Origin of the sequence: Rheinheimera pacifica, assembly GCF_900108485.1 — a bacterium.
Classification (GTDB): Bacteria; Pseudomonadota; Gammaproteobacteria; order Enterobacterales; family Alteromonadaceae; genus Alishewanella; species Alishewanella pacifica.
Genome location: NZ_FNXF01000020.1, coordinates 25,537 through 43,566 on the forward strand (window position 1 = coordinate 25,537; position 18,030 = coordinate 43,566).

The 18,030-nt window shown below is 49.1% G+C and carries 18 protein-coding genes; 8 read left to right on the top strand and 10 right to left on the bottom strand.

The annotated features are described in order from the left end of the window. Positions 1 to 35: 35 nt before the first annotated feature. From ihfA to dapA, 8 genes are all read right to left on the bottom strand, one after another. Positions 36 to 332 (bottom strand): integration host factor subunit alpha, encoded by a 297-nt coding sequence (ihfA, locus tag BLW68_RS18620; protein WP_068235786.1) that lies wholly within the window; start codon positions 330 to 332, stop codon positions 36 to 38. 2 nt (positions 333 to 334) lie between these two features. Beyond that, positions 335 to 2,722: a phenylalanine--tRNA ligase subunit beta gene (pheT, locus tag BLW68_RS18625; protein WP_092796523.1), complete on the bottom strand. Its 2,388-nt coding sequence runs from the start codon at positions 2,720 to 2,722 to the stop codon at positions 335 to 337. 15 nt (positions 2,723 to 2,737) lie between these two features. Next, positions 2,738 to 3,718, bottom strand: coding sequence for a phenylalanine--tRNA ligase subunit alpha (gene pheS, locus BLW68_RS18630; RefSeq protein WP_068235781.1), 981 nt, complete (start codon positions 3,716 to 3,718; stop codon positions 2,738 to 2,740). Between the two features lie 124 nt (positions 3,719 to 3,842). Further along, positions 3,843 to 4,538: a DnaA inactivator Hda gene (gene hda, locus BLW68_RS18635; protein ID WP_092796525.1), complete on the bottom strand. Its 696-nt coding sequence runs from the start codon at positions 4,536 to 4,538 to the stop codon at positions 3,843 to 3,845. Beyond that, complete coding sequence (locus BLW68_RS18640; RefSeq protein ID WP_092796527.1) at positions 4,538 to 5,596, bottom strand: DUF2066 domain-containing protein; 1,059 nt, start codon at positions 5,594 to 5,596, stop codon at positions 4,538 to 4,540. Before BLW68_RS18640 ends, hda begins: the two co-directional genes overlap by 1 nt. Before the next feature lie 256 nt (positions 5,597 to 5,852). Further along, positions 5,853 to 6,569 carry a phosphoribosylaminoimidazolesuccinocarboxamide synthase gene (gene purC, locus BLW68_RS18645; protein ID WP_092796529.1) on the bottom strand — a complete coding sequence of 239 codons (717 nt, stop codon included), beginning with the start codon at positions 6,567 to 6,569 and terminating at the stop codon, positions 5,853 to 5,855. A gap of 91 nt (positions 6,570 to 6,660) precedes the next feature. Then, positions 6,661 to 7,719: an outer membrane protein assembly factor BamC gene (bamC, locus tag BLW68_RS18650; protein ID WP_092796531.1), complete on the bottom strand. Its 1,059-nt coding sequence runs from the start codon at positions 7,717 to 7,719 to the stop codon at positions 6,661 to 6,663. Positions 7,720 to 7,749: 30 nt separating this feature from the next. Beyond that, positions 7,750 to 8,634, bottom strand: a complete 885-nt coding sequence (gene dapA, locus BLW68_RS18655) for a 4-hydroxy-tetrahydrodipicolinate synthase (protein WP_092796533.1) — start codon at positions 8,632 to 8,634, stop codon at positions 7,750 to 7,752. A gap of 179 nt (positions 8,635 to 8,813) precedes the next feature. On the opposite strand from dapA, the gene BLW68_RS18660 reads away from it, so the two are divergent. The 4 genes from BLW68_RS18660 to BLW68_RS18675 all read left to right on the top strand — a co-directional run bounded on the left by BLW68_RS18660 (position 8,814) and on the right by BLW68_RS18675 (position 13,099). Next, positions 8,814 to 9,341: a glycine cleavage system transcriptional repressor gene (locus tag BLW68_RS18660; RefSeq protein WP_092796535.1), complete on the top strand. Its 528-nt coding sequence runs from the start codon at positions 8,814 to 8,816 to the stop codon at positions 9,339 to 9,341. A gap of 13 nt (positions 9,342 to 9,354) precedes the next feature. Then, entirely contained in the window at positions 9,355 to 9,819 is a 465-nt protein-coding gene (gene bcp / locus BLW68_RS18665; RefSeq protein WP_092796537.1) for a thioredoxin-dependent thiol peroxidase, read from the top strand. A 132-nt stretch (positions 9,820 to 9,951) separates the two neighbouring features. After that, a complete protein-coding gene (locus tag BLW68_RS18670) occupies positions 9,952 to 11,058 on the top strand; it encodes a PQQ-dependent sugar dehydrogenase (protein ID WP_092796539.1) in 1,107 nt (368 codons plus the stop codon). A gap of 4 nt (positions 11,059 to 11,062) precedes the next feature. Further along, the gene (locus BLW68_RS18675) at positions 11,063 to 13,099 is read left to right on the top strand and encodes a TonB-dependent receptor family protein (RefSeq protein WP_245728399.1); all 2,037 of its coding nucleotides are present in this window, start codon (positions 11,063 to 11,065) and stop codon (positions 13,097 to 13,099) included. A gap of 22 nt (positions 13,100 to 13,121) precedes the next feature. Here the strand turns inward: BLW68_RS18675 and BLW68_RS18680 are convergent, their stop codons facing one another. Next, positions 13,122 to 14,195: an AI-2E family transporter gene (locus tag BLW68_RS18680; protein WP_092796541.1), complete on the bottom strand. Its 1,074-nt coding sequence runs from the start codon at positions 14,193 to 14,195 to the stop codon at positions 13,122 to 13,124. 206 nt (positions 14,196 to 14,401) lie between these two features. Here BLW68_RS18680 and bepA point away from each other — a divergent pair, with 206 nt between their 5' ends. From bepA to BLW68_RS18700, 4 genes are read left to right on the top strand one after another with little or no spacing between them, the layout of a single operon-like run. Beyond that, a complete protein-coding gene (gene bepA, locus BLW68_RS18685; protein WP_092796543.1) occupies positions 14,402 to 15,847 on the top strand; it encodes a beta-barrel assembly-enhancing protease in 1,446 nt (481 codons plus the stop codon). 32 nt (positions 15,848 to 15,879) lie between these two features. Further along, on the top strand, positions 15,880 to 16,227 hold the full coding sequence (gene arsC / locus BLW68_RS18690; protein WP_092796545.1) for an arsenate reductase (glutaredoxin): 348 nt from the start codon (positions 15,880 to 15,882) through the stop codon (positions 16,225 to 16,227). Continuing rightward, on the top strand, positions 16,224 to 16,802 hold the full coding sequence (gene wrbA / locus BLW68_RS18695) for an NAD(P)H:quinone oxidoreductase (RefSeq protein ID WP_092796547.1): 579 nt from the start codon (positions 16,224 to 16,226) through the stop codon (positions 16,800 to 16,802). Before arsC ends, wrbA begins: the two co-directional genes overlap by 4 nt. 3 nt (positions 16,803 to 16,805) lie before the next feature. Continuing rightward, positions 16,806 to 17,225: a DUF2069 domain-containing protein gene (locus BLW68_RS18700; protein WP_245728400.1), complete on the top strand. Its 420-nt coding sequence runs from the start codon at positions 16,806 to 16,808 to the stop codon at positions 17,223 to 17,225. Here the strand turns inward: BLW68_RS18700 and BLW68_RS18705 are convergent. Beyond that, a complete protein-coding gene (locus BLW68_RS18705; RefSeq protein WP_092796549.1) occupies positions 17,222 to 17,974 on the bottom strand; it encodes a substrate-binding periplasmic protein in 753 nt (250 codons plus the stop codon). The two genes, BLW68_RS18700 and BLW68_RS18705, sit on opposite strands and share 4 nt — an antisense overlap. Between the last annotated feature and the right edge of the window lie 56 nt (positions 17,975 to 18,030).

Consider the following 18,030-nt stretch of genomic DNA (forward strand, 5'->3'; position numbering starts at 1 on the left):
CAACTTGCCGCTTTGTTATTCACAATAACAATAGCTTATTTTTTGCTGGTGCCAACCTCAACACGGGATTTTAGCTTTTGTCCCGGCCGGAAAGTCACAACACAACGGGCTGAGATAGGAATATCCTCACCCGTCTTTGGATTACGGCCAGGGCGCTGATTTTTAACCCGCAGGTCAAAATTGCCAAAGCCAGATAACTTAACCTGATCCCCCGCTTCCAGAGCTGCGCGGATCTCTTCAAAAAAAGCTTCCACTATTAATTTGGCATCGCGTTTGCTAACGCCAAATTTTGTAAACAGACGTTCTGCTAAATCGGCTTTGGTAAGCGCCATTCTTAATCCCTCAACGTTGCGTTGAACTCTTCACCAAGCGCGTTAACTACTTGATTTACCAACTGTTGGATATCTTTATCTTCCAGGGTACGCGCTATATCCTGCAGGGTCAGAGCAATGGCCAGCGATTTAAAACCCTCTGCCACACCCGGTCCTGTGTACACGTCAAACAATTTTAGGTCAACTAATTGATTTCCGCCAACTTTTTTTATAGTAGCAGCTATATCCGCAAAACGCACCTCTGATTTCACTACCAGCGCTAAATCGCGCCGATTGGCAGGGTACTTAGACAGTTCACGTGCCTGCACTATATCACGCAGACCAAGCGCAGCGACATTAAGTTCAAACAGATAGGCTTTACCTTTAATACCCAGTTTACGCTCGGCCTCCGGGTGCAGTGCGCCTACATAGCCGGCTAACATATCGCCACGATAAATCGCGGCTGTCTGCCCCGGATGCAAAGCACTGTGCTCAGCGGTAACAAAGCGGAACTGCTCAGTGGCTGACGTTTGCGCTAACAGCGCCTCAACATCGCCTTTAACATCATAGAAATCCGCAGTACGGCTTTCCATGTTCCAGTGTTCGTTATGCATAGAGCCAACAATCACACCGCCAATCACGGCTTCCTGGCGCACACCGCCTTCTGCTGTCGCATCAGGTATAAATTTAAGGCCATACTCAAATAAACGAATACGGCTTTGCTGGCGGTTCTGGTTATATTGCACTGTTTGCAACAAACCCGGCCATAAGTTTAACCGCATAGCCGACATATCGGCTGAAATGGGGTTAGGCAACACCAGTGCAGTTTGCTGTGGAAACAGCTGCTGCTGTACTTTCGGGTCAACAAAGCTATAAGTAATCGCTTCCTGATACCCACGGTCTACCAGCACGGTGCGCAAACGCTGAACATTCAGCTCTGCCTCGTTAAAGCTGCGCATTTTCAGTGCCGCCTGTGGCGCGACATTCGGAATACTGTTGTAACCATATACCCGGGCGACTTCTTCAATTAAATCTTCAGCAATACTGATATCAAAGCGGTAACCCGGAACACTAACCTGCCAACCATCGGCTGTTTCATTTACATTCAGCCCCAAACGGCTGAAAATAGCCGTTACCTCAGCTTTAGCAATGCTAATACCCAAAATGCGCGCCAGCTTGGCTTCTGTCAGGCTGATATTAGCAACTGCAGGTAAATGCTGCTCAGATACCGCTTCAACAACCGGCCCGGCTTCACCACCACAAATTTGTAGTAATAACGCCGTTGCCCGTTCCATCGCGGCATGTTGTAACTGCGGGTCAACGCCGCGCTCGTAGCGGTGTGATGCATCAGTGTGTAAACCGTATTGGCGCGCTTTACCGGCAATGGCCAGTGGAGCAAAGAATGCGCTTTCTAAAAATACGTCTTTAGTTTGTGCGGTAACACCGCTATGCAAACCACCAAACACACCGGCCATCGCCAGCGCTTTGCTGTTATCGGCAATAAGCAGGGTATTGGCTTTTAGCGTGACTTCGCTTTCATCCAGCAATACCAGCTTTTCGCCCTCGGTTGCCAGACGTACGTTGATGTCACCGTCTATATTGGCCAGATCAAAGGCATGCATCGGGTGGCCCAGCTCCAGTAGCACGAAATTGGTAATATCAACCACCGCATCAATGCTACGCACGCCACAACGGCGCAGTTTTTCAGTCAGCCACAAGGGGCTTGGTGCCTGTACATTTACATTACGTACAATACGGCCTAAATAACGCGGACAAGCATCCGGGGCGCTTAACGTAATGCCTTTTTTATCACTGATTGCCGCTGCAACCGGGGTAATTTGCGGCTCGCATACGGCTTGCTTATTTAACACGCCAACTTCACGCGCCAGGCCTTTAATACCTAAGCAGTCGGCACGGTTTGGTGTTAAATCTACTTCAATAATATGGTCATCCAGTTGCAGATACTGGCGGATATTCTGCCCTACCGGTGCATCGTGCGGCAGTTCGATAATGCCATCAGAATCCTCAGCCATACCAAGCTCTGATAATGAACACAACATGCCGTTTGAGGGCTGACCGCGCAACTTAGCAGCTTTAATGGTAAAATCGCCCGGCAATACGGCGCCCACAGTCGCCACTGCCACTTTTAAGCCTTTACGGCAGTTTTTAGCACCACACACAATATCCAGCAGCTCGTTGCCGCCAACATTCACTTTGGTTACCTGTAACTTATCGGCATCCGGGTGCTGGCCACATTCAACCACTTCGCCCACCACTACACCACTGAATTGTCCGGCTACGGTTTCAATACCGTCAACTTCCAGGCCTGCCATAGACAGCTGTTCAGATAAGGTGTTGGTGTCAATGGCTGGATTTACCCACTCGCGTAACCAGGCTTCACTGAATTTCATCTAAATTAACTCCGCTTATCTGAACTGTTTTAAAAAACGTAAATCGTTTTCGAAGAAGGCACGCAAGTCGGTCACACCGTAGCGCAGCATGGTCAGGCGCTCTACGCCCATACCAAAAGCAAAACCGCTGTACACTTCAGGGTCTATGCCCACAGAGCGCAACACATTGGGGTGCACCATACCGCAGCCCAGTACTTCTAACCATTTGCCGTTTTTACCCATTACATCCACTTCAGCTGAAGGCTCAGTGAACGGGAAAAACGATGGCCGAAAGCGGATTTGTAAGTCTTCTTCAAAGAAGTTATGTAAAAAGTCGTGCAATATACCTTTTAGCTCAGTAAAGCTGACTTTGGTGTCGACCATTAAACCTTCTACCTGATGAAACATCGGCGTATGGGTTTGGTCGTAGTCGTTACGGTATACCCGACCAGGCGAAATAATACGCAGTGGCGGCTGTTGCTGCTCCATAGTACGGATTTGCACACCGGAGGTTTGCGTACGCAGCATCAATTTTGGGTTGAAATAAAAGGTATCGTGATCAGCCCGCGCCGGATGATGCTCAGGAATATTCAACGCATCAAAGTTATGAAAGTCATCTTCAATTTCCGGGCCCTGTTTAACTTCAAAGCCAAGTTCAGCAAAAAAAGCAGAAATACGCTCAATCGTGCGGGTAACGGGGTGTAAACCACCGGTTTCCAGCATACGGCCCGGCAGCGTCACATCAATTTGCTCTTGTGCCAGTTTGGCTGCCAGTTGGGCATTTTGCAGTAAATCGCGGCGCGCATTTAATGCATCCTGCACCTGCTGTTTTAACTCATTGATCTCAGCACCGGCTTGTTTGCGCTGCTCAGGGTCCATCGCACCGAGGGATTTCAATAATTCAGTAATACTGCCTTTTTTACCAAGAAACTCTACCCGGATAGTTTCCAGTGCCGGAATATCTGCGGCGCCGGCAACGGCCTGTAAGGCGTTTTCCAATATTGCTGTTAGGTTCATGCGTGTCCTCAAAGCAGCTAGGGGTTAAATCGTGTCAAAGCCGCCAATGATACACCAGAATTACCGCTAAACGCAGGCTGTTAAGGCATTTTTTCTAAAAAGCAGGCTGAAATAATGTTACAGATTAACTGAGGATTTCTTTAACAAAAGGAATTGTCAGCTTGCGCTGATGCACTATGGTAGCTTTATCCAGTTTATCCAGAATAGACACCAGAGCGCGAATATCACGATCCTGATGGTTTAATAAATACCGCGCCACTTCATCCGGCAGCTCCATACCACGCAGGCGGGCTTTTTGTTGCAGCAGCTTGTGCTTGTCTTCATCGGTAAGCAAACGCAGCTGAAACCCGGTACAAGCCTGCAGGCGCGAGACTAAATCGGCCAGTTGCAGACCAAGTTGCTGCGGCGCTTCGTTGCCAACAATAATCAGGGCTTTACCCTGCTCGGCCATCCGGTTGTATAAATCAAATACCGCCGTTTGCCAGCTTAATTCACCGGCAATAGCCTGAATATTATCCAGACACACCAGATCAAGCTGTTCTAAATCATCCAACAAACGCGGGCTTAACAGACGCCAGTCGTCCAGTGTTAGCAATTGGCTGGTCAGGCCCTGCTCTTGCGCCTGCACGCAGGCAGCATATAACAAATGTGACTTACCACTGCCACTGGCACCGAACAGATAAACCGGACTTTGATTGGCCGGTTTTTGCAGATAATTTTTTAAAAACGCTACCGCAGCGGTTTGCCCGGCAGCATAAAAACTGTCGAGCGTTTCATCTTCCGGCAAGGTTACTGCCAGCGTATATTGCAACGGCTGCATCAGGGCCTCAGATAGCGATATGTCGCCAACGTTGGCTGCGCAGGTTCATTGGCTGCTATAGCGTCATTAGCGGGTTGCGGCTGTAACTGCTTGTTAAACCGTAACGCGTTAAGTAAGCCGTCGGCAGAAATACCCGAGCGCATCGTAAAGCGCGCCACGCCAGCGTGATAATTGCTGACAGTAACCTGCGACACCCCGACAACCTGTTGCAACAGACGCTGCACCTGTACAATATCGGCCAGATCAGTTAGCTGTTGTACTTGCAGTACAAACTGCGCGCCGCTTTCACCCGATAGCACACTGGCATAGCGTTCAGACAGTTGGGCAGCCAGCACTCTGGTAAACTGTTGCATCAGGGTGGCTTCATCTGCAGCGGTAATTTCATCACGTAAGGTTCGGCCATCATCCTGGCGCTGCCAGTTTAGCCGCAGCTGTTCTTTGCCATCCACACTCTGGCGCTCAATGGTACCTATGATCACGATGTCTGCAGCATAGCGGCTGCTGGCATCAACAACAGGTTGCCAGAAGCCGGCCCAGACGTCGGTTTCTGCTAAATTAAGCAAATCGTCCATATCGTACAATGGCAGCATTAATGGCAAAGCCGCCTGGCGAAACGCCTGCTGCATTGCCACATTCAGTTGATGGCTGCTCTGGCGCACAAACTGACGTTCTGCACCGTTTTGCTCAACCAGCCAGACTAGTGTATCCGGGCGTAAAGCCCCCCACACCGGCACGCCTTGCTGCTGTAATAACTGGTTTACTTTATCGGCATCCAGCAATACCCGCATCCGGTTACCACCGGCCTGGCGCACATTTTCAAATTGTTTAACATAGCCGGCAGCTTTGGCCAGCTCAGCCTTTACCTGTGGTAACTCTGTTACCCCGGCTTTACCACTGACACGCACCAGCACTTGCGCCAACGCCTGACGCTGCCATTCATTGCCGGATGTTGTTGAGTCAACATCAGCCTGATATAAATCAGCGATTTGGGTAGCAAAAACTGTCTGTGCAGCAAAGATGCCCAGTAAAAATCCAATAAGCGAAAAATAGTGTTTCATTAGGTGTAACCTCAGGCCAATACCGGGAAAATACCTTTTAAACCGGCACCGATAAATTCAACCGCAATGGCAGCCAGTATCAGCCCCATTACCCGGTAATCCAATCAATATTTTCAGGTAGTTTTGTATTTGCAGCATAACCAAACTCCGTTATTTATGCCTGCAATAGCTGCAGTGTAATGACAAAAGCTAACCGGTTTCAATGCGTTAAAAAAAATAAAGCCACCTTACGGTGGCTTTATCGGGAACTTAATCTTTAATCCAGCTTAACACCCAGGCGGTTAGCCACTTCTTCATAGGCTTCTACCACACCACCTAACCCCTGACGGAAGCGGTCTTTATCCAGCTTTTTGCGGGTAGCTTTATCCCATAAACGGCAACCATCCGGTGAAAACTCATCGCCCAGCACGATTTCACCGTTAAAAACACCAAACTCCAGTTTAAAATCAACCAGCATCATACCGGCTGCATCAAACAGCGCAGCTAATACTTCATTGGCTTTAAAAGTAAGTTGTTTCATTTTTGCCAGCTGCGCTTCCGTTGCCCAGTTAAAGGACACCGCCAATGACTCATTCACCATAGGATCATGCAGCGCATCGTTTTTCAGGAACAGTTCAAAGGTTGGTGGCGTTAGCGCCATACCTTCAGTTACCCCCAGACGACGCACTAAAGAGCCGGCAGCAAAGTTGCGCACTACGCATTCAACCGGGATCATCTTAAGCTTTTTTACCAGCACTTCATCGTCAGACAGCAGCTGTTCTACCTGGGTAGGAATACCCGCCGCCTGCAATTTTTGCATAATAAAATAGTTAAACTTGTTGTTAATCATCCCTTTGCGGTCAAGCTGTTCAATACGCTCACCATCAAAAGCTGAAGTATCATTACGAAAGTGTAACACCAGCAAGTTGTCATCTGTTGTGTTGTATACCGTCTTAGCCTTACCACGGTATAACTCGGTTGTCTTCTGAACCATTCTAAAACTCCAGCCGCGCAGCGAAAAATTCAGCCGCAGAGTATAAAGATCTTTGCTCTTTATTCAACTGCGTTTTCTGTTTGCTTTGTAATTAAAGCTCAACCCTTGCCTGCCGTACAGCCTGCACGAACGGCTCATGTAATGTCAGCACCGTTTCGGCGCTCAGCGCTTCGCCATTGCTGTTTTGCATAATAATGGCAGTACCGTTGTCATTACGTTTCAGCACCAGCTGATACTCACCGTCCTGCAACGGCAACTGGATGGGTGCATCTTTACCCCAAATACTACTCCAGAAGCTCTGAGTCGGTTTTTCGTAAGTCAGATAATAGGTAAACGCCGAGCGGTTCATATCGGTTACCGTTAAATTTAATGCCGTGAATACTGCTTCAAGTTGCGACCACACCACATCAACTGACTGGCTACTTAATAAGGCAGCGTTACCGTCCTTATCTAACCCTGGCTCGACAGAAACGTCAGGTGCTTTGGCCCTGTTTGCCAGAGCAATTGCAATTTCCTCTTTGCCAACCCGGTCAATAATCTGGTTGAGCAAGGCAACTTCCTGACGATGCGCTTCGCGGCCAGCCAGTTTTTTTTCGGCAACAAAATGTTCATGCTCAAGCATAGTTACCGTTAAACTGGCAGAGCGGCCATGCGGGCGTGGCTCGAATAATAATTTAAAACGCGCCTGCTCGGTTGCTGAGGCTGATTTCCAAAACCAAAAGCCGGTTTCATCTGAACGCGTTATCCAGCCGGTAGTATATTCCAGCCCTTTCTCGTCAGTTTGCTGCAGGGTTACACCTTTTTCAGCAAATTGGGCGGTTAAGGCCTGCTGTAAAAAAGGAATGAGATCGCCGGTAAAGTCATTACGATCAAACCAGACACGCGCCAGGCGTTCGCCCTCTTCTACCCGGCTGCTGGACGCTGTAGCCAGCACCAGCGATGGTGCTTTTATTTCAACATCAACCCCTGCAGCGTCTGTAGGTGGGATATCGAACTGGCCTGGCCTGGCTGGTTGTTGTAATCCGGCCGGTACTTTAATGCTCTCAAGGCTGCGTTGCTCTGCGCTGGTATCAACCTGACTGCTGTCAAACATGGAACAACCTGCCAGCAACACGCTGACAGCAATACTACTTTTGGCCCAATATTGCACTTAACTACTCCTAATAAATAACGCTATGCATTATGGCAGCTCAATATCAGCCTGCTTTAATGCCTGTTCGATTACCGCCGCATGAATTGGTTCCAGTTGCGTTAAGGGTAACCGCATCATGTCAGAACCTATCAAGCCCATTCTGTGCAAAGCCCACTTGGCTGGAATGGGGTTAGCTTCAATAAATAAATCGTGGTGCAGTGCCTGCAGTTTTTTGTCAATTGCCTCAGCTTCTGTGCGGTTGCCCTGCATAGCGGCCTGACACAAATCAGCCATCAAACGCGGCGCTATATTGGTAGTAACAGAAATAACACCATGGCCACCTTGCAGCATAAATTCAGCTGCCGAAGCATCATCGCCACTTAGCAGCACAAAATCATCTGAACAGTGCTGCTGTAGTTGCGCCAAACGCTGCATTGAACCGGTGGCTTCTTTAATACCAACAATATTTTTTGTTTTTGCCAGCTCAGCTACGGTTTCAGGTAATAAATCCACCCCGGTACGGCCAGGTACGTTGTACAGCAATATCGGTTTATCTGTCGCCTCTGCTACCGCATTAAAATGCAATACCATGCCTTTTTGCATCGGTTTGTTGTAAAACGGCGTTACCGTTAAAAAACCGGCGATGGGCAATTTTGATAACGCTTTAGTGCGCTCTACTGCTTCTGCGGTGGCGTTAGCGCCATTACCGGCAATAACAGCAATAGCACCATTAACCTGCTTGCATACTGCAGCAATAACCTGTAACTGGTCATTAAAAGCAATAGTGGCAGCCTCACCGGTAGTGCCCATTATTACCAGGCCCTGAGTGCCATTTTTCAAATGAAAATCAACCAGCGCACTTAAGCCTGTGTAATCAATTTCGCCCTGAGCCGTCATCGGCGTTATCAGTGCAACCCAGCTTCCTGTAAACATGTAAAGCACAACCCTTTTTACGTTAAGGGCGCCTATGTTAAAGACAGCAGGCAGCAAACACAAGAATGGATCCATGCTTATTGCAACTTGGTACCCAAGGATGAAATATTCCAGCCTTGTGCTACACTGCCGCGCATCGTTTTACTTAGTCTGTTTTATGTTTCTGCCGGGATTTTATTATGTCGCAACAACTTGTTGTCACCGCCATCGGAACCGATCGTACGGGTATTGTCAGTAAACTGGCTCGTCTGGTTACTGACTGCAATTGCAATATTATTGATAGCCGCATGGCTATTTTCGGCGGCGAATTTACCTTTATTATGCTGTTGTCCGGTGATCCTGCGGCTATTAGCCGGATTGAATATTTATTACCCAACCTGGGGCTGGAGCTTGATCTGACTACTATGACAAAACGTACCAGTGCCCATCAGCGCAAGCCGGTAGCTGCACACTATGTGCTCGAATATACCGGGCCGGACCGGGTTGGAACCCTTGGCGCCATTACCGGCCTGTTGGCAAGCCGGCAGGTATACATTGGAGCCCTGCAATCAGAAAGCCGGCCCGGTACTGATAGCAATCAAACCGTAATGCACACGTTGATGACACTGGAGTTACCTGAAGGCGAACAGCCAGAACAGATAAAAGCAGACATTACAGCGTTAATGCAAACAATGAATTTAACCGGCAGTTTTCATGCCCAAACCTGAAATGGAGTGCCTAATGACTTATTTAAGCGCCGGTGCCAACGCGCCTGACTTTACCCTGCAAGACCAACAGAATAATCCGGTACAGTTATCTGCATTGCTAAAACAACAACGGGTATTAGTGTATTTTTACCCCAAAGCGATGACTCCGGGTTGCACGGTACAAGCCTGTGCTTTGCGCGACAGTAAAACAGAGCTGGCAGCCAAAGGCGTAACCGTGGTGGGGATCAGCACAGATGCACCGGCCAAACTGGCGAAGTTTGCGCAGCGTGACCAGTTAAATTTTACCCTGCTTTCGGATGAAGATCATAAAGTTGCTGACGCCTTTGGCGTATGGGGCGAGAAAAAGTTTATGGGCAAAGTGTATGACGGTTTACACCGCATCAGTTTCTTAATTGCTCAGGATGGTAAGGTAGAAAAAGTTTTTGACAACTTTAAAACCAAAGATCACCATCAGGTGGTATTAAATTATTTAGGCTGACCCTGTTAACGATACGCCGTGCCTGCACTGTATTTGGTCTTAATTTTGCCGTAGTGCATGGCGTAACCTGCTATGGTTTTTACAGTTAATTTGTTTTAATCCTTGATTATCCAATCTTTACAGGAGTACCACATGCAAAAACATTTAATGGCAGTGCTTATTGCTCTGGCAATAGTTCCGGCTGCACAGGCCGCTGATCTGACGACAGAAAAAACGCCTGTGACCGTAAACAGTGTAACCTCCGGGCTGAAACACCCCTGGGGTATGGCTTTTTTGCCTGATGGCAAAGTACTGGTTACAGAGCGTAATGGCGGCATGCTAATTGTTGATGCAGAAGGTAACAAAAGCGCGCCGCTGGCGGGTTTACCTGACATTGATGCCCGTGGTCAGGGTGGTTTACTGGATGTAGTACTGTCGCCCGATTTTGCTACCGACAACACGGTATACTTTAGTTTCAGTGAGCCTGGTGCTGATGGCAGTAGCACAGCAGTGGCCCGCGCCAAATTAGGCACCGACAAACTGACAGATGTGAAAGTGATTTTTAGCCAGCAGCCCAAATATAAAAGCAACCACCACTTTGGCAGCCGTCTGGTATTTGATAAAAACGGCGAATTGTTTATTACCACAGGTGATCGCGGCAGCCAGCGTGATCAGGCACAAAAGCTGGACAATCACATAGGTAAAGTGATCCGCATTAATACCGACGGTACACCGGCAAAAGACAACCCTTATATTAAAGACAGCAAGGCCAAGCCGGAAGTCTGGTCTTATGGCCACCGCAATATTCAGGGCGCAGCACTGCACCCGCAAACCGGCGCACTGTGGACACACGAGCACGGCCCTCAGGGCGGCGATGAAATTAATATTGCCCAGCCGACTAAAAATTACGGCTGGCCGCTGATCACTTACGGTGAAGAATATGGCGGCGGCGTAATTGGCAAAACAGAGCAGGATGGCCTTGAGCAACCGTTACACTACTGGGTACCGTCCATAGCACCAAGTGGCCTGATATTTTACACCGCAGATATGTTCGGTGAGTGGAAAAACAATATGCTGGTGGGCTCATTAAAATTTGGTCAACTGGTGCGCCTGGAGCTTGATGGCGATAAAGTAAGCCACGAAGAGCGCATTATGATTGGCCACCGCATCCGTGACGTTGAACAAGGGCCAGATGGTGCAGTTTACTTACTGACTGATAGCTCTGACGGCCAGTTATTACGTTTAACGCCGGCGAAATAATCCAGTGAAAAAAGTAAAATCTACCGCCAGCCTGCCGGCATGGTCAGCGCTGGCGCTGGCTTTGCCATGCCTGTTCAGCCACAGTGTACGCGCTGAAGAAACCGAAGTTATTGTGATCAGTGCCTCAGCACAGCCAGAATCCTGGTTAAACAGCGCCGCCTCGGTAGAGCGTAGCCCGCTGCCTGCGCAAGGTATTATTATCGACAGCGCGCAGATATTTGGTGCCATTAGCGGAGTGCAGGCAGACAGCAGAGCTAATTTTGCCCAGGACACCCGTGTCAGTATCCGTGGTTTTGGCAGTCGCAGCGCTTTTGGCATTCGCGGCCTGCACCTGCAGCAGGATGGTATACCGCTGTCTACGCCTGATGGCCAGGGCCAGCTATCCAGTGTTTTGCTAGACAGCGTAGCACAGGTAGAAGTGCTAAAAGGCCCGCTGGCGGCACTATATGGTAATGCCTCTGGTGGCGTTATATCACTGTATAGCCGCACACCGGTGCAAAACGCGGTGACGGCCAGTGTGGCAGGCAGTGAGCAGCACCGGCAGTATCAGCTGCAGGCCGACTGGGTAAGTGGTGATCATAGCCTGAGTACAGCAGTTAAGCAGTTTCGCACCGATGGCTACCGGCCGCACTCTGCTGCAGAAAAACAGCAGGCTCAGCTGCTGTACAAAACGCTGCTGGCTAATAGTGTCAACCTTAGCGCCCGGCTGGATTACGCCAGAGATCCTAGCCTGCAAGACCCACTGGGTATTACACTTAGCGCCTGGCAGCAGAACCCACAGCAAACAGATAGCGCAGCTGAGCAGTTTGATACAGAAAAAAACAGCCGGCACCGCCAGCTTAGTCTGAGTTTATCGGCCTATGATGACCCGGATCGCTGGCAGTTGGGTAGCTGGCTTGGTGACCGGCAGGTAAACCAACGTCTGGCCTTTACCGGCAGCGCGCTATCGTCTGCCGGTGGCGAAGTGGTGTTGCAACGCCAGTTTAAGGGTATCAATGGCAGCTATCGCTTGCTGCACGGCGATACCTACAGCATACGCGCCGGCGGCAGCCTGGTACAGAGTGACGACGAACGCCTGGGCTTTGTTAATGACTTTGGCCAGCGTGGCGACCTGCGCCGTGACCAGACCGACAGTGCCAATAATACTGATGCGTTTGTCCGCTTTAACTGGCAACCGGCAGCATTGTGGCAGGTTCAGGGTGGCTGGCGTTACAGCGAGTTAAAACTCAGCATTGCCGACCGCTTTATTTTGCCACAAAACCCTGACGACAGCGGCGTTAAACAATTTTACAACGACGCCTTTGCGCTGGGTTTAAGCTATCGCATTGCAGCGGGTTTTAGCTGGTTTGTTAGCGCTGGTACCGGCTTTGAAAGCCCCACTCTGGCGGAAATTGCTTATCAGACAGATGATACCGGCGTGAATCTGGCGCTAAACGCCAGCACCAACCAACAATGGGAAAGCGGCTTTAAATGGTTAAGTGACGGCTTAAGCGCCAGCCTGAGCTACTTTAACGTTGACAGTAAAAATGAGCTGTTAGTTGACAGCAACACTGGCGGTAGAACCAGTTACCGTAATGCCGCCAAAACAGAGCGCCACGGCGCTGAGTTGCAACTTAACTGGCAAACTAATGCTTACTTGCGCCAGCAACTGACAGCCAGTTATCTGTCGGCAAAGTTTGCAGATGCCGGGCTTGATGGCAAACGCTTACCAGGCATAGCCGACAGCCAGCTGCACTGGCAACTAGCCCTGCAGCCGTGGCAAGACAGCACTGAATTTGCCCTGCACAGCCAGTATCGCAGTAAAGTGTATATTGATGATACCAACAGTAACAGTGCGCCCTCAGCGCTGACATTTTCACTTAGTGCACGCCATAGCCAGCAATGGCAACAGCTTAATCTGGCTTACTGGCTGGTACTGGATAATGTCAGTGATAAAGATTACGTTGGCTCTGTTATTGTAAACCAGAGCAATGGCCGCGCCATTGAACCGGCACCGGGCCGTCAGCTCAGTGCCGGTATCAGCGTCGGTTATAACTGGTAACCTTATGCTAATCGGGCGGCTCCTAATCGGTCGGCTCAGAGTATGGATGTACTCTGGTCGACCAGGCATTCACAGTAGCTTTAACCAAGGAGGCCAGCGGAATGGCAAAGAAAATACCCCAAAAGCCAAACAGACCGCCAAAAAACAGCACGGCAATAATAATAAATACCGGGTTTAAATCTACCGCTTCAGAAAACAGCAACGGCACCAGTAAATTGCCATCCAGCGCCTGGATAATGCCATATGCCAGCATCAGATAACCAAACTCGGCTGTTGGGCCCCACTGAAAAAATGCCACCAATGCTACCGGCAAGGTTACTACCGCTGCACCGACATAGGGAATTAACACTGACAACCCCACCAGCACACCCAGTAACAACGGATAGTTCAGCCCAAACAGCGCAAACACGGCATAGCTAACCGTACCGACAATCAGGATTTCAAGAATTTTGCCCCGGATATAGTTCATAATTTGGGTATTCATTTCATGCCATACCTGGGTAATAAGCTTGCGCTCTGTTGGCAGCCACTGGGCAAAACTGGCAGTTAACTGAGCCTTATCTTTAAGCATAAAAAATACCATTAGCGGCACCAATACCAGATAAATCAACAGCGCCACTAAATCCACAATCGAAGCCAGCGACAACTCCAGCATATTACGGCCAAATGCCATCACCCGCTCGTCAACCGAGTGCATTAAAATATTAACTTGTTCAACACTGACAATACCGGGGAAGTTTTCAGGCAGCTCAAGCATATAAGCCCGGCCCTGCTCTATCATCTGGGGTAAATCGCGCAGTAAATTACGCCCCTGATACCAGAAAATGGGAATAATCCACATCAGAGTCAGTGTAGCCAGGCCGACAAAACCCGCTACCACCGCTATTGTACTGACACCACGTGACAAGCCTAATCTGCTAAGCCGTACGACCGGCCATTCCAGCAAATAAGCGAACGCGATGGCCACCAATACCGGCGCTAAAATGCCGCTTAGCCAGTAAATAGCCATAAAACCAATCAGTAATAACAGGAACAACGTAACAACCTGAGGATCAGAAAACTTATTGGCGTACCACTTCTTCAGCCAGTCGAGCATATTATTACTCCGTGTTACAGGGGGTTAAACGATTGCAGCAGTATTTTGAGTATACCGGAGATCACAGATAATTTGGCAGTTAACACGCTGAGCTGACAAAATATATGGTAAATTAGCACAACACAAACACTGGAACTAATCAGCAAAATAGCAGACAAAGTCTGCATTGTTGATCTGACACACAGAAGAGCCCGGGCGTTGTTATCATGAAATTTTCAGCAGTAATCAACTCTTTAACATCCTGCCTGTTTGCAGCCAGCCTGATTAGCTCAGTGTGCGCTGCCAGTAGCTTGCCGGATTTGGGTGGTAATGGCTTTAGCGTCATTACACCTGATAAGGAAAAACAGCTTGGCGATGTGATGATGCGCCAAACCCGCGGCAGTTTGCCTATGGTGTACGATCCGCTGCTTGACGAATATATCAACTCTCTGGGTAACCGTCTGGTAGCACGGGCAAACGACGTGCGTTTTCCGTTTAAATTTTACTGGGTGCAAGACAAAAATATCAACGCCTTTGCCACCTTAGGTGGCAATATCGCTTCGCATACCGGTACCCTGGCCATCGCGGATAGCGAAAGTGAGTTTGCCTCTGTTATGGCGCACGAAATTGCCCACGTAACCCAGCGCCATATTGCCCGGTTTGTGGAAGCACAAAGCCAGAAAGCGCCATTAACACTGGCCGGTGTGTTAGGCGCTATCGTGCTGGCCACCGTTAACCCGGAAGCTGGTATGGCCGCAATGATGGCAACTCAGGGCGCAGCGCAGCAAAGTGCAATAAACTTTACCCGCAGCAACGAGCAGGAAGCCGATCGCATTGGCATGCAGGTTATGGCAGATGCCGGCTTTGACCCTTATGCTGTGCCTAACTTTTTCCGTAAGCTGACAGAACAAAACCGTTTTATCAGTCAGCAGCTGTCTTTTCTACAAACCCACCCATTATCGCAAAACCGGGTAAGTGACACGCGGATGCGGGCCGAACAATTTCCACAACGCTTTATTCCTGACAGCCAGGATTTTACCCTGAGCAAAGCCAGGGTATTGGCGCGTTATCAGTACAATAAAAAAGATGCAGAGCAGGTGTTTCGTAAAAAGCTGGGCGAACCCGGTGGTAATACCAAGGCAAACCAATACGGCCTGGCTATCACCTTGCTCGATACCGGCAAATTGGACCAAGCCCGCAAACTGATCGAACAGTTACTGGAAAAAGACGAGCATAACTTGTACTACATTGATGTTTATACTGACATTTTACTTGAGCAAAAAGAGTACCAGCTTTGTCTTGAGATGCTTGAACAGCAATATCTGTTAAGACCAAATAATCAGGTGGTTACATTAAACTACGCCAATGCGGCGATGAAATCCGGCGGCCATCATCTGGCAATTCATTTGTTGAAAAGCCTGCTGTTTTACAAAAACGACAACATACTGGCCTACGATTTACTGGCAGATGCCTACAAAGCCTTAGGGGATTTTGGCAAATATTATGAGGCCAAAGCCGATTTAGCTTATCAGTTGGCCAACTATCCCAAAGCCATTGATGATCTTAATGAAGCGCTAAATCATCTTAAGCCGGAGCAAAAGCTGGAAAACCGCCGGCTCGAAGCAAAGAAAAAACAATTACAGGCCGAATTTAACCGCCTGCAGCGTATGTAACGCTCAGGCCCTGCCGTAACAGGAATACACCCATGATAAAAATTTTGCATAACCCGCGCTGCTCAAAAAGCCGCGAAGCGCTGGCTCTGCTGCAACAACAAGCACAGCCGGTTGAGGTAGTTGAGTATTTAAAAAATCCACTGACAGCGAACGAGCTGACAACCTTATTAGGCATGCTGGGTATACCGGCACGCCAGTTGCTGCGCAGTAAAGAAGACGAATACAAACAACTGGGGCTGGACAATATGGCCCTGAGCGAGCAGCAGCTGATTGAAGCAATGGTGCAACAGCCCAAACTGATGGAGCGACCGGTGATTATTAACGGTAATAAAGCCGTTATTGGCCGGCCGGCCAGCAATATTCTGTCGTTGTTATCATGAGCTGCCGCGTACTGATTTTATATTATTCACGCCACGGTGCAGTGGCGGCGCTGGCAGACAAAATTGCTATTGGTGTACAGCAAAGTGGCGCCGAAGCGCTGGTGCGGTGTGTTCCGCCACTGGACAAACAACACGCCAGCCGCCATGCCGTAGTTGATATTAAAGAGCTTGCCAGCTGTGACGGCCTGGCTTTTGGCAGCCCGGTGCGGTTTGGCAATATGGTAGCTGATGCCAAAGCATTCTGGGACAACACCACCAGTATCTGGCTTAAAGGTGAGTTAATTGACAAACCTGCCGGTGTGTTTACGTCGTCAGGCAGTATGCATGGCGGTAATGAAGCCACCCTGCTTAGCATGAGCCTGCCGCTGCTGCATCATGGTATGCTGCTAACGGGTATTCCCTACAGCGAGCCAGAGTTACATCAGACGCAAACCGGCGGCACTCCTTACGGCCCAACGCATGTCAGTGGCCACCATGCTGATGATAAACTCAGCGTTGATGAACAGCGGCTGGCCATTGCCTTTGGTAAACGGCTGGCTACATTAAGCCTGCAATTAAAACAACACAGGTTATAAATTATGCAACCAGGCAGTACTGCGCCGATGTCGGTTAAAACAACACGTTACTTATTAATGGGCCGCATTGGTTTTTTTGGTTTGTGGTTATTACAACCGCTGTGGATTTTATGGCTGGCACCGCCACAAATGGGTAATGCCTATGTATTACTTGCTTTACTCTGGCTGCCGCTGTGGCTGCCATTGTATGGCATTGTCAAAGGCCATGCTTATACCATGGCCTGGGCCAACTTTATTGTGATGATTTATTTTTTGCATAGCCTGACTAACCTTTGGGTAAGCAGCGGTATGCATCAGCTATTGTCAGTAGTGGAACTGGTACTGGCCAGCCTGATGTTTGTTGGTTGTACTTACTATGCCCGCCACCGTGGCCAGGAGCTTGGGCTAAAAATACCGAAGCTGAAAGACGACCCCAGACGTTAATGCTCTAACGGCCGCCCCATATAAAACGCCAGCCGTTGCTCAATAAAGCCGCTGGCGGTTATCTGCTGCAGCGTATCGTACAGCAACTGCGCATTTTCCGGGTTATGCCGGCTTAAGCCGCAATATACTGTTGGTGCTTTTGACCATAACGGATCCGCACTAAAGCTCTGATCATCCAGTGTTTTGACAAAAAAATGGTAAGACAAATCAACTGTCATCACCACATCAAGTCGCCCTTGTTTTAAGCGTAATAAATTGCTTTCTAACGAGTGGGCATCATCACGGATCACATCACCACTTTGAAATACCTGCTCCAGCTCCGGGTAGGTAAAACCACGTGTAGTCCCGACTCTTTTGCCTGCCAGATGTTGGATGGCAGTAATCGGCTCGCTTTCGCGGCGGCGCACCAGCAGTTGCCGGGTACTAAATAGTGCTGTGCTCCACAGCAGCTTATCAGGTTCATTTACCCAGTCTGGGTTTAAAAAACAGGCAATTTCAGCCTGCCCCTCAATCAGCCAGGGCTCAACTCTGGCCCGGGGTAAATTTATATATTGTACTGTGCGGTTAATACGCAGGCCCAACTCGTCAATAATATCTTTGCTCAGGCCTGCTTGCAGTTCGTTGTCGGCATTAAAAATTGCATAAGGAGCAGTATTGGTTTCACTGACAATGGCAGAAAGCGGCGCTTTATCAGGCCATGCTGTAGCAGCATAAAACAGCAGAATCAGTAACAATGCAGCTATTGGCATTAGCTTAACTCCCCGGGCAGGCTGTTACTGGCTTCTGCGTTAGTTTTTAACTTAAT

What these genes read in the sequence shown, in the direction of transcription:
- ihfA (WP_068235786.1), bottom strand. Translation starts at nt 332, where the DNA reads ATGGCGCTTACCAAAGCCGATTTAGCAGAACGTCTGTTTACAAAATTT.
- BLW68_RS18640 (WP_092796527.1), bottom strand. Translation starts at nt 5,596, where the DNA reads ATGAAACACTATTTTTCGCTTATTGGATTTTTACTGGGCATCTTTGCT.
- dapA (WP_092796533.1), bottom strand. Translation starts at nt 8,634, where the DNA reads ATGTTTACAGGAAGCTGGGTTGCACTGATAACGCCGATGACGGCTCAG.
- BLW68_RS18660 (WP_092796535.1), top strand. Translation starts at nt 8,814, where the DNA reads ATGTCGCAACAACTTGTTGTCACCGCCATCGGAACCGATCGTACGGGT.
- pheT (WP_092796523.1), bottom strand. Translation starts at nt 2,722, where the DNA reads ATGAAATTCAGTGAAGCCTGGTTACGCGAGTGGGTAAATCCAGCCATT.
- purC (WP_092796529.1), bottom strand. Translation starts at nt 6,569, where the DNA reads ATGGTTCAGAAGACAACCGAGTTATACCGTGGTAAGGCTAAGACGGTA.
- BLW68_RS18705 (WP_092796549.1), bottom strand. Translation starts at nt 17,974, where the DNA reads ATGCCAATAGCTGCATTGTTACTGATTCTGCTGTTTTATGCTGCTACA.
- hda (WP_092796525.1), bottom strand. Translation starts at nt 4,538, where the DNA reads ATGCAGCCGTTGCAATATACGCTGGCAGTAACCTTGCCGGAAGATGAA.
- BLW68_RS18670 (WP_092796539.1), top strand. Translation starts at nt 9,952, where the DNA reads ATGCAAAAACATTTAATGGCAGTGCTTATTGCTCTGGCAATAGTTCCG.
- BLW68_RS18680 (WP_092796541.1), bottom strand. Translation starts at nt 14,195, where the DNA reads ATGCTCGACTGGCTGAAGAAGTGGTACGCCAATAAGTTTTCTGATCCT.
- bepA (WP_092796543.1), top strand. Translation starts at nt 14,402, where the DNA reads ATGAAATTTTCAGCAGTAATCAACTCTTTAACATCCTGCCTGTTTGCA.
- BLW68_RS18700 (WP_245728400.1), top strand. Translation starts at nt 16,806, where the DNA reads ATGCAACCAGGCAGTACTGCGCCGATGTCGGTTAAAACAACACGTTAC.
- pheS (WP_068235781.1), bottom strand. Translation starts at nt 3,718, where the DNA reads ATGAACCTAACAGCAATATTGGAAAACGCCTTACAGGCCGTTGCCGGC.
- bcp (WP_092796537.1), top strand. Translation starts at nt 9,355, where the DNA reads ATGACTTATTTAAGCGCCGGTGCCAACGCGCCTGACTTTACCCTGCAA.
- arsC (WP_092796545.1), top strand. Translation starts at nt 15,880, where the DNA reads ATGATAAAAATTTTGCATAACCCGCGCTGCTCAAAAAGCCGCGAAGCG.
- wrbA (WP_092796547.1), top strand. Translation starts at nt 16,224, where the DNA reads ATGAGCTGCCGCGTACTGATTTTATATTATTCACGCCACGGTGCAGTG.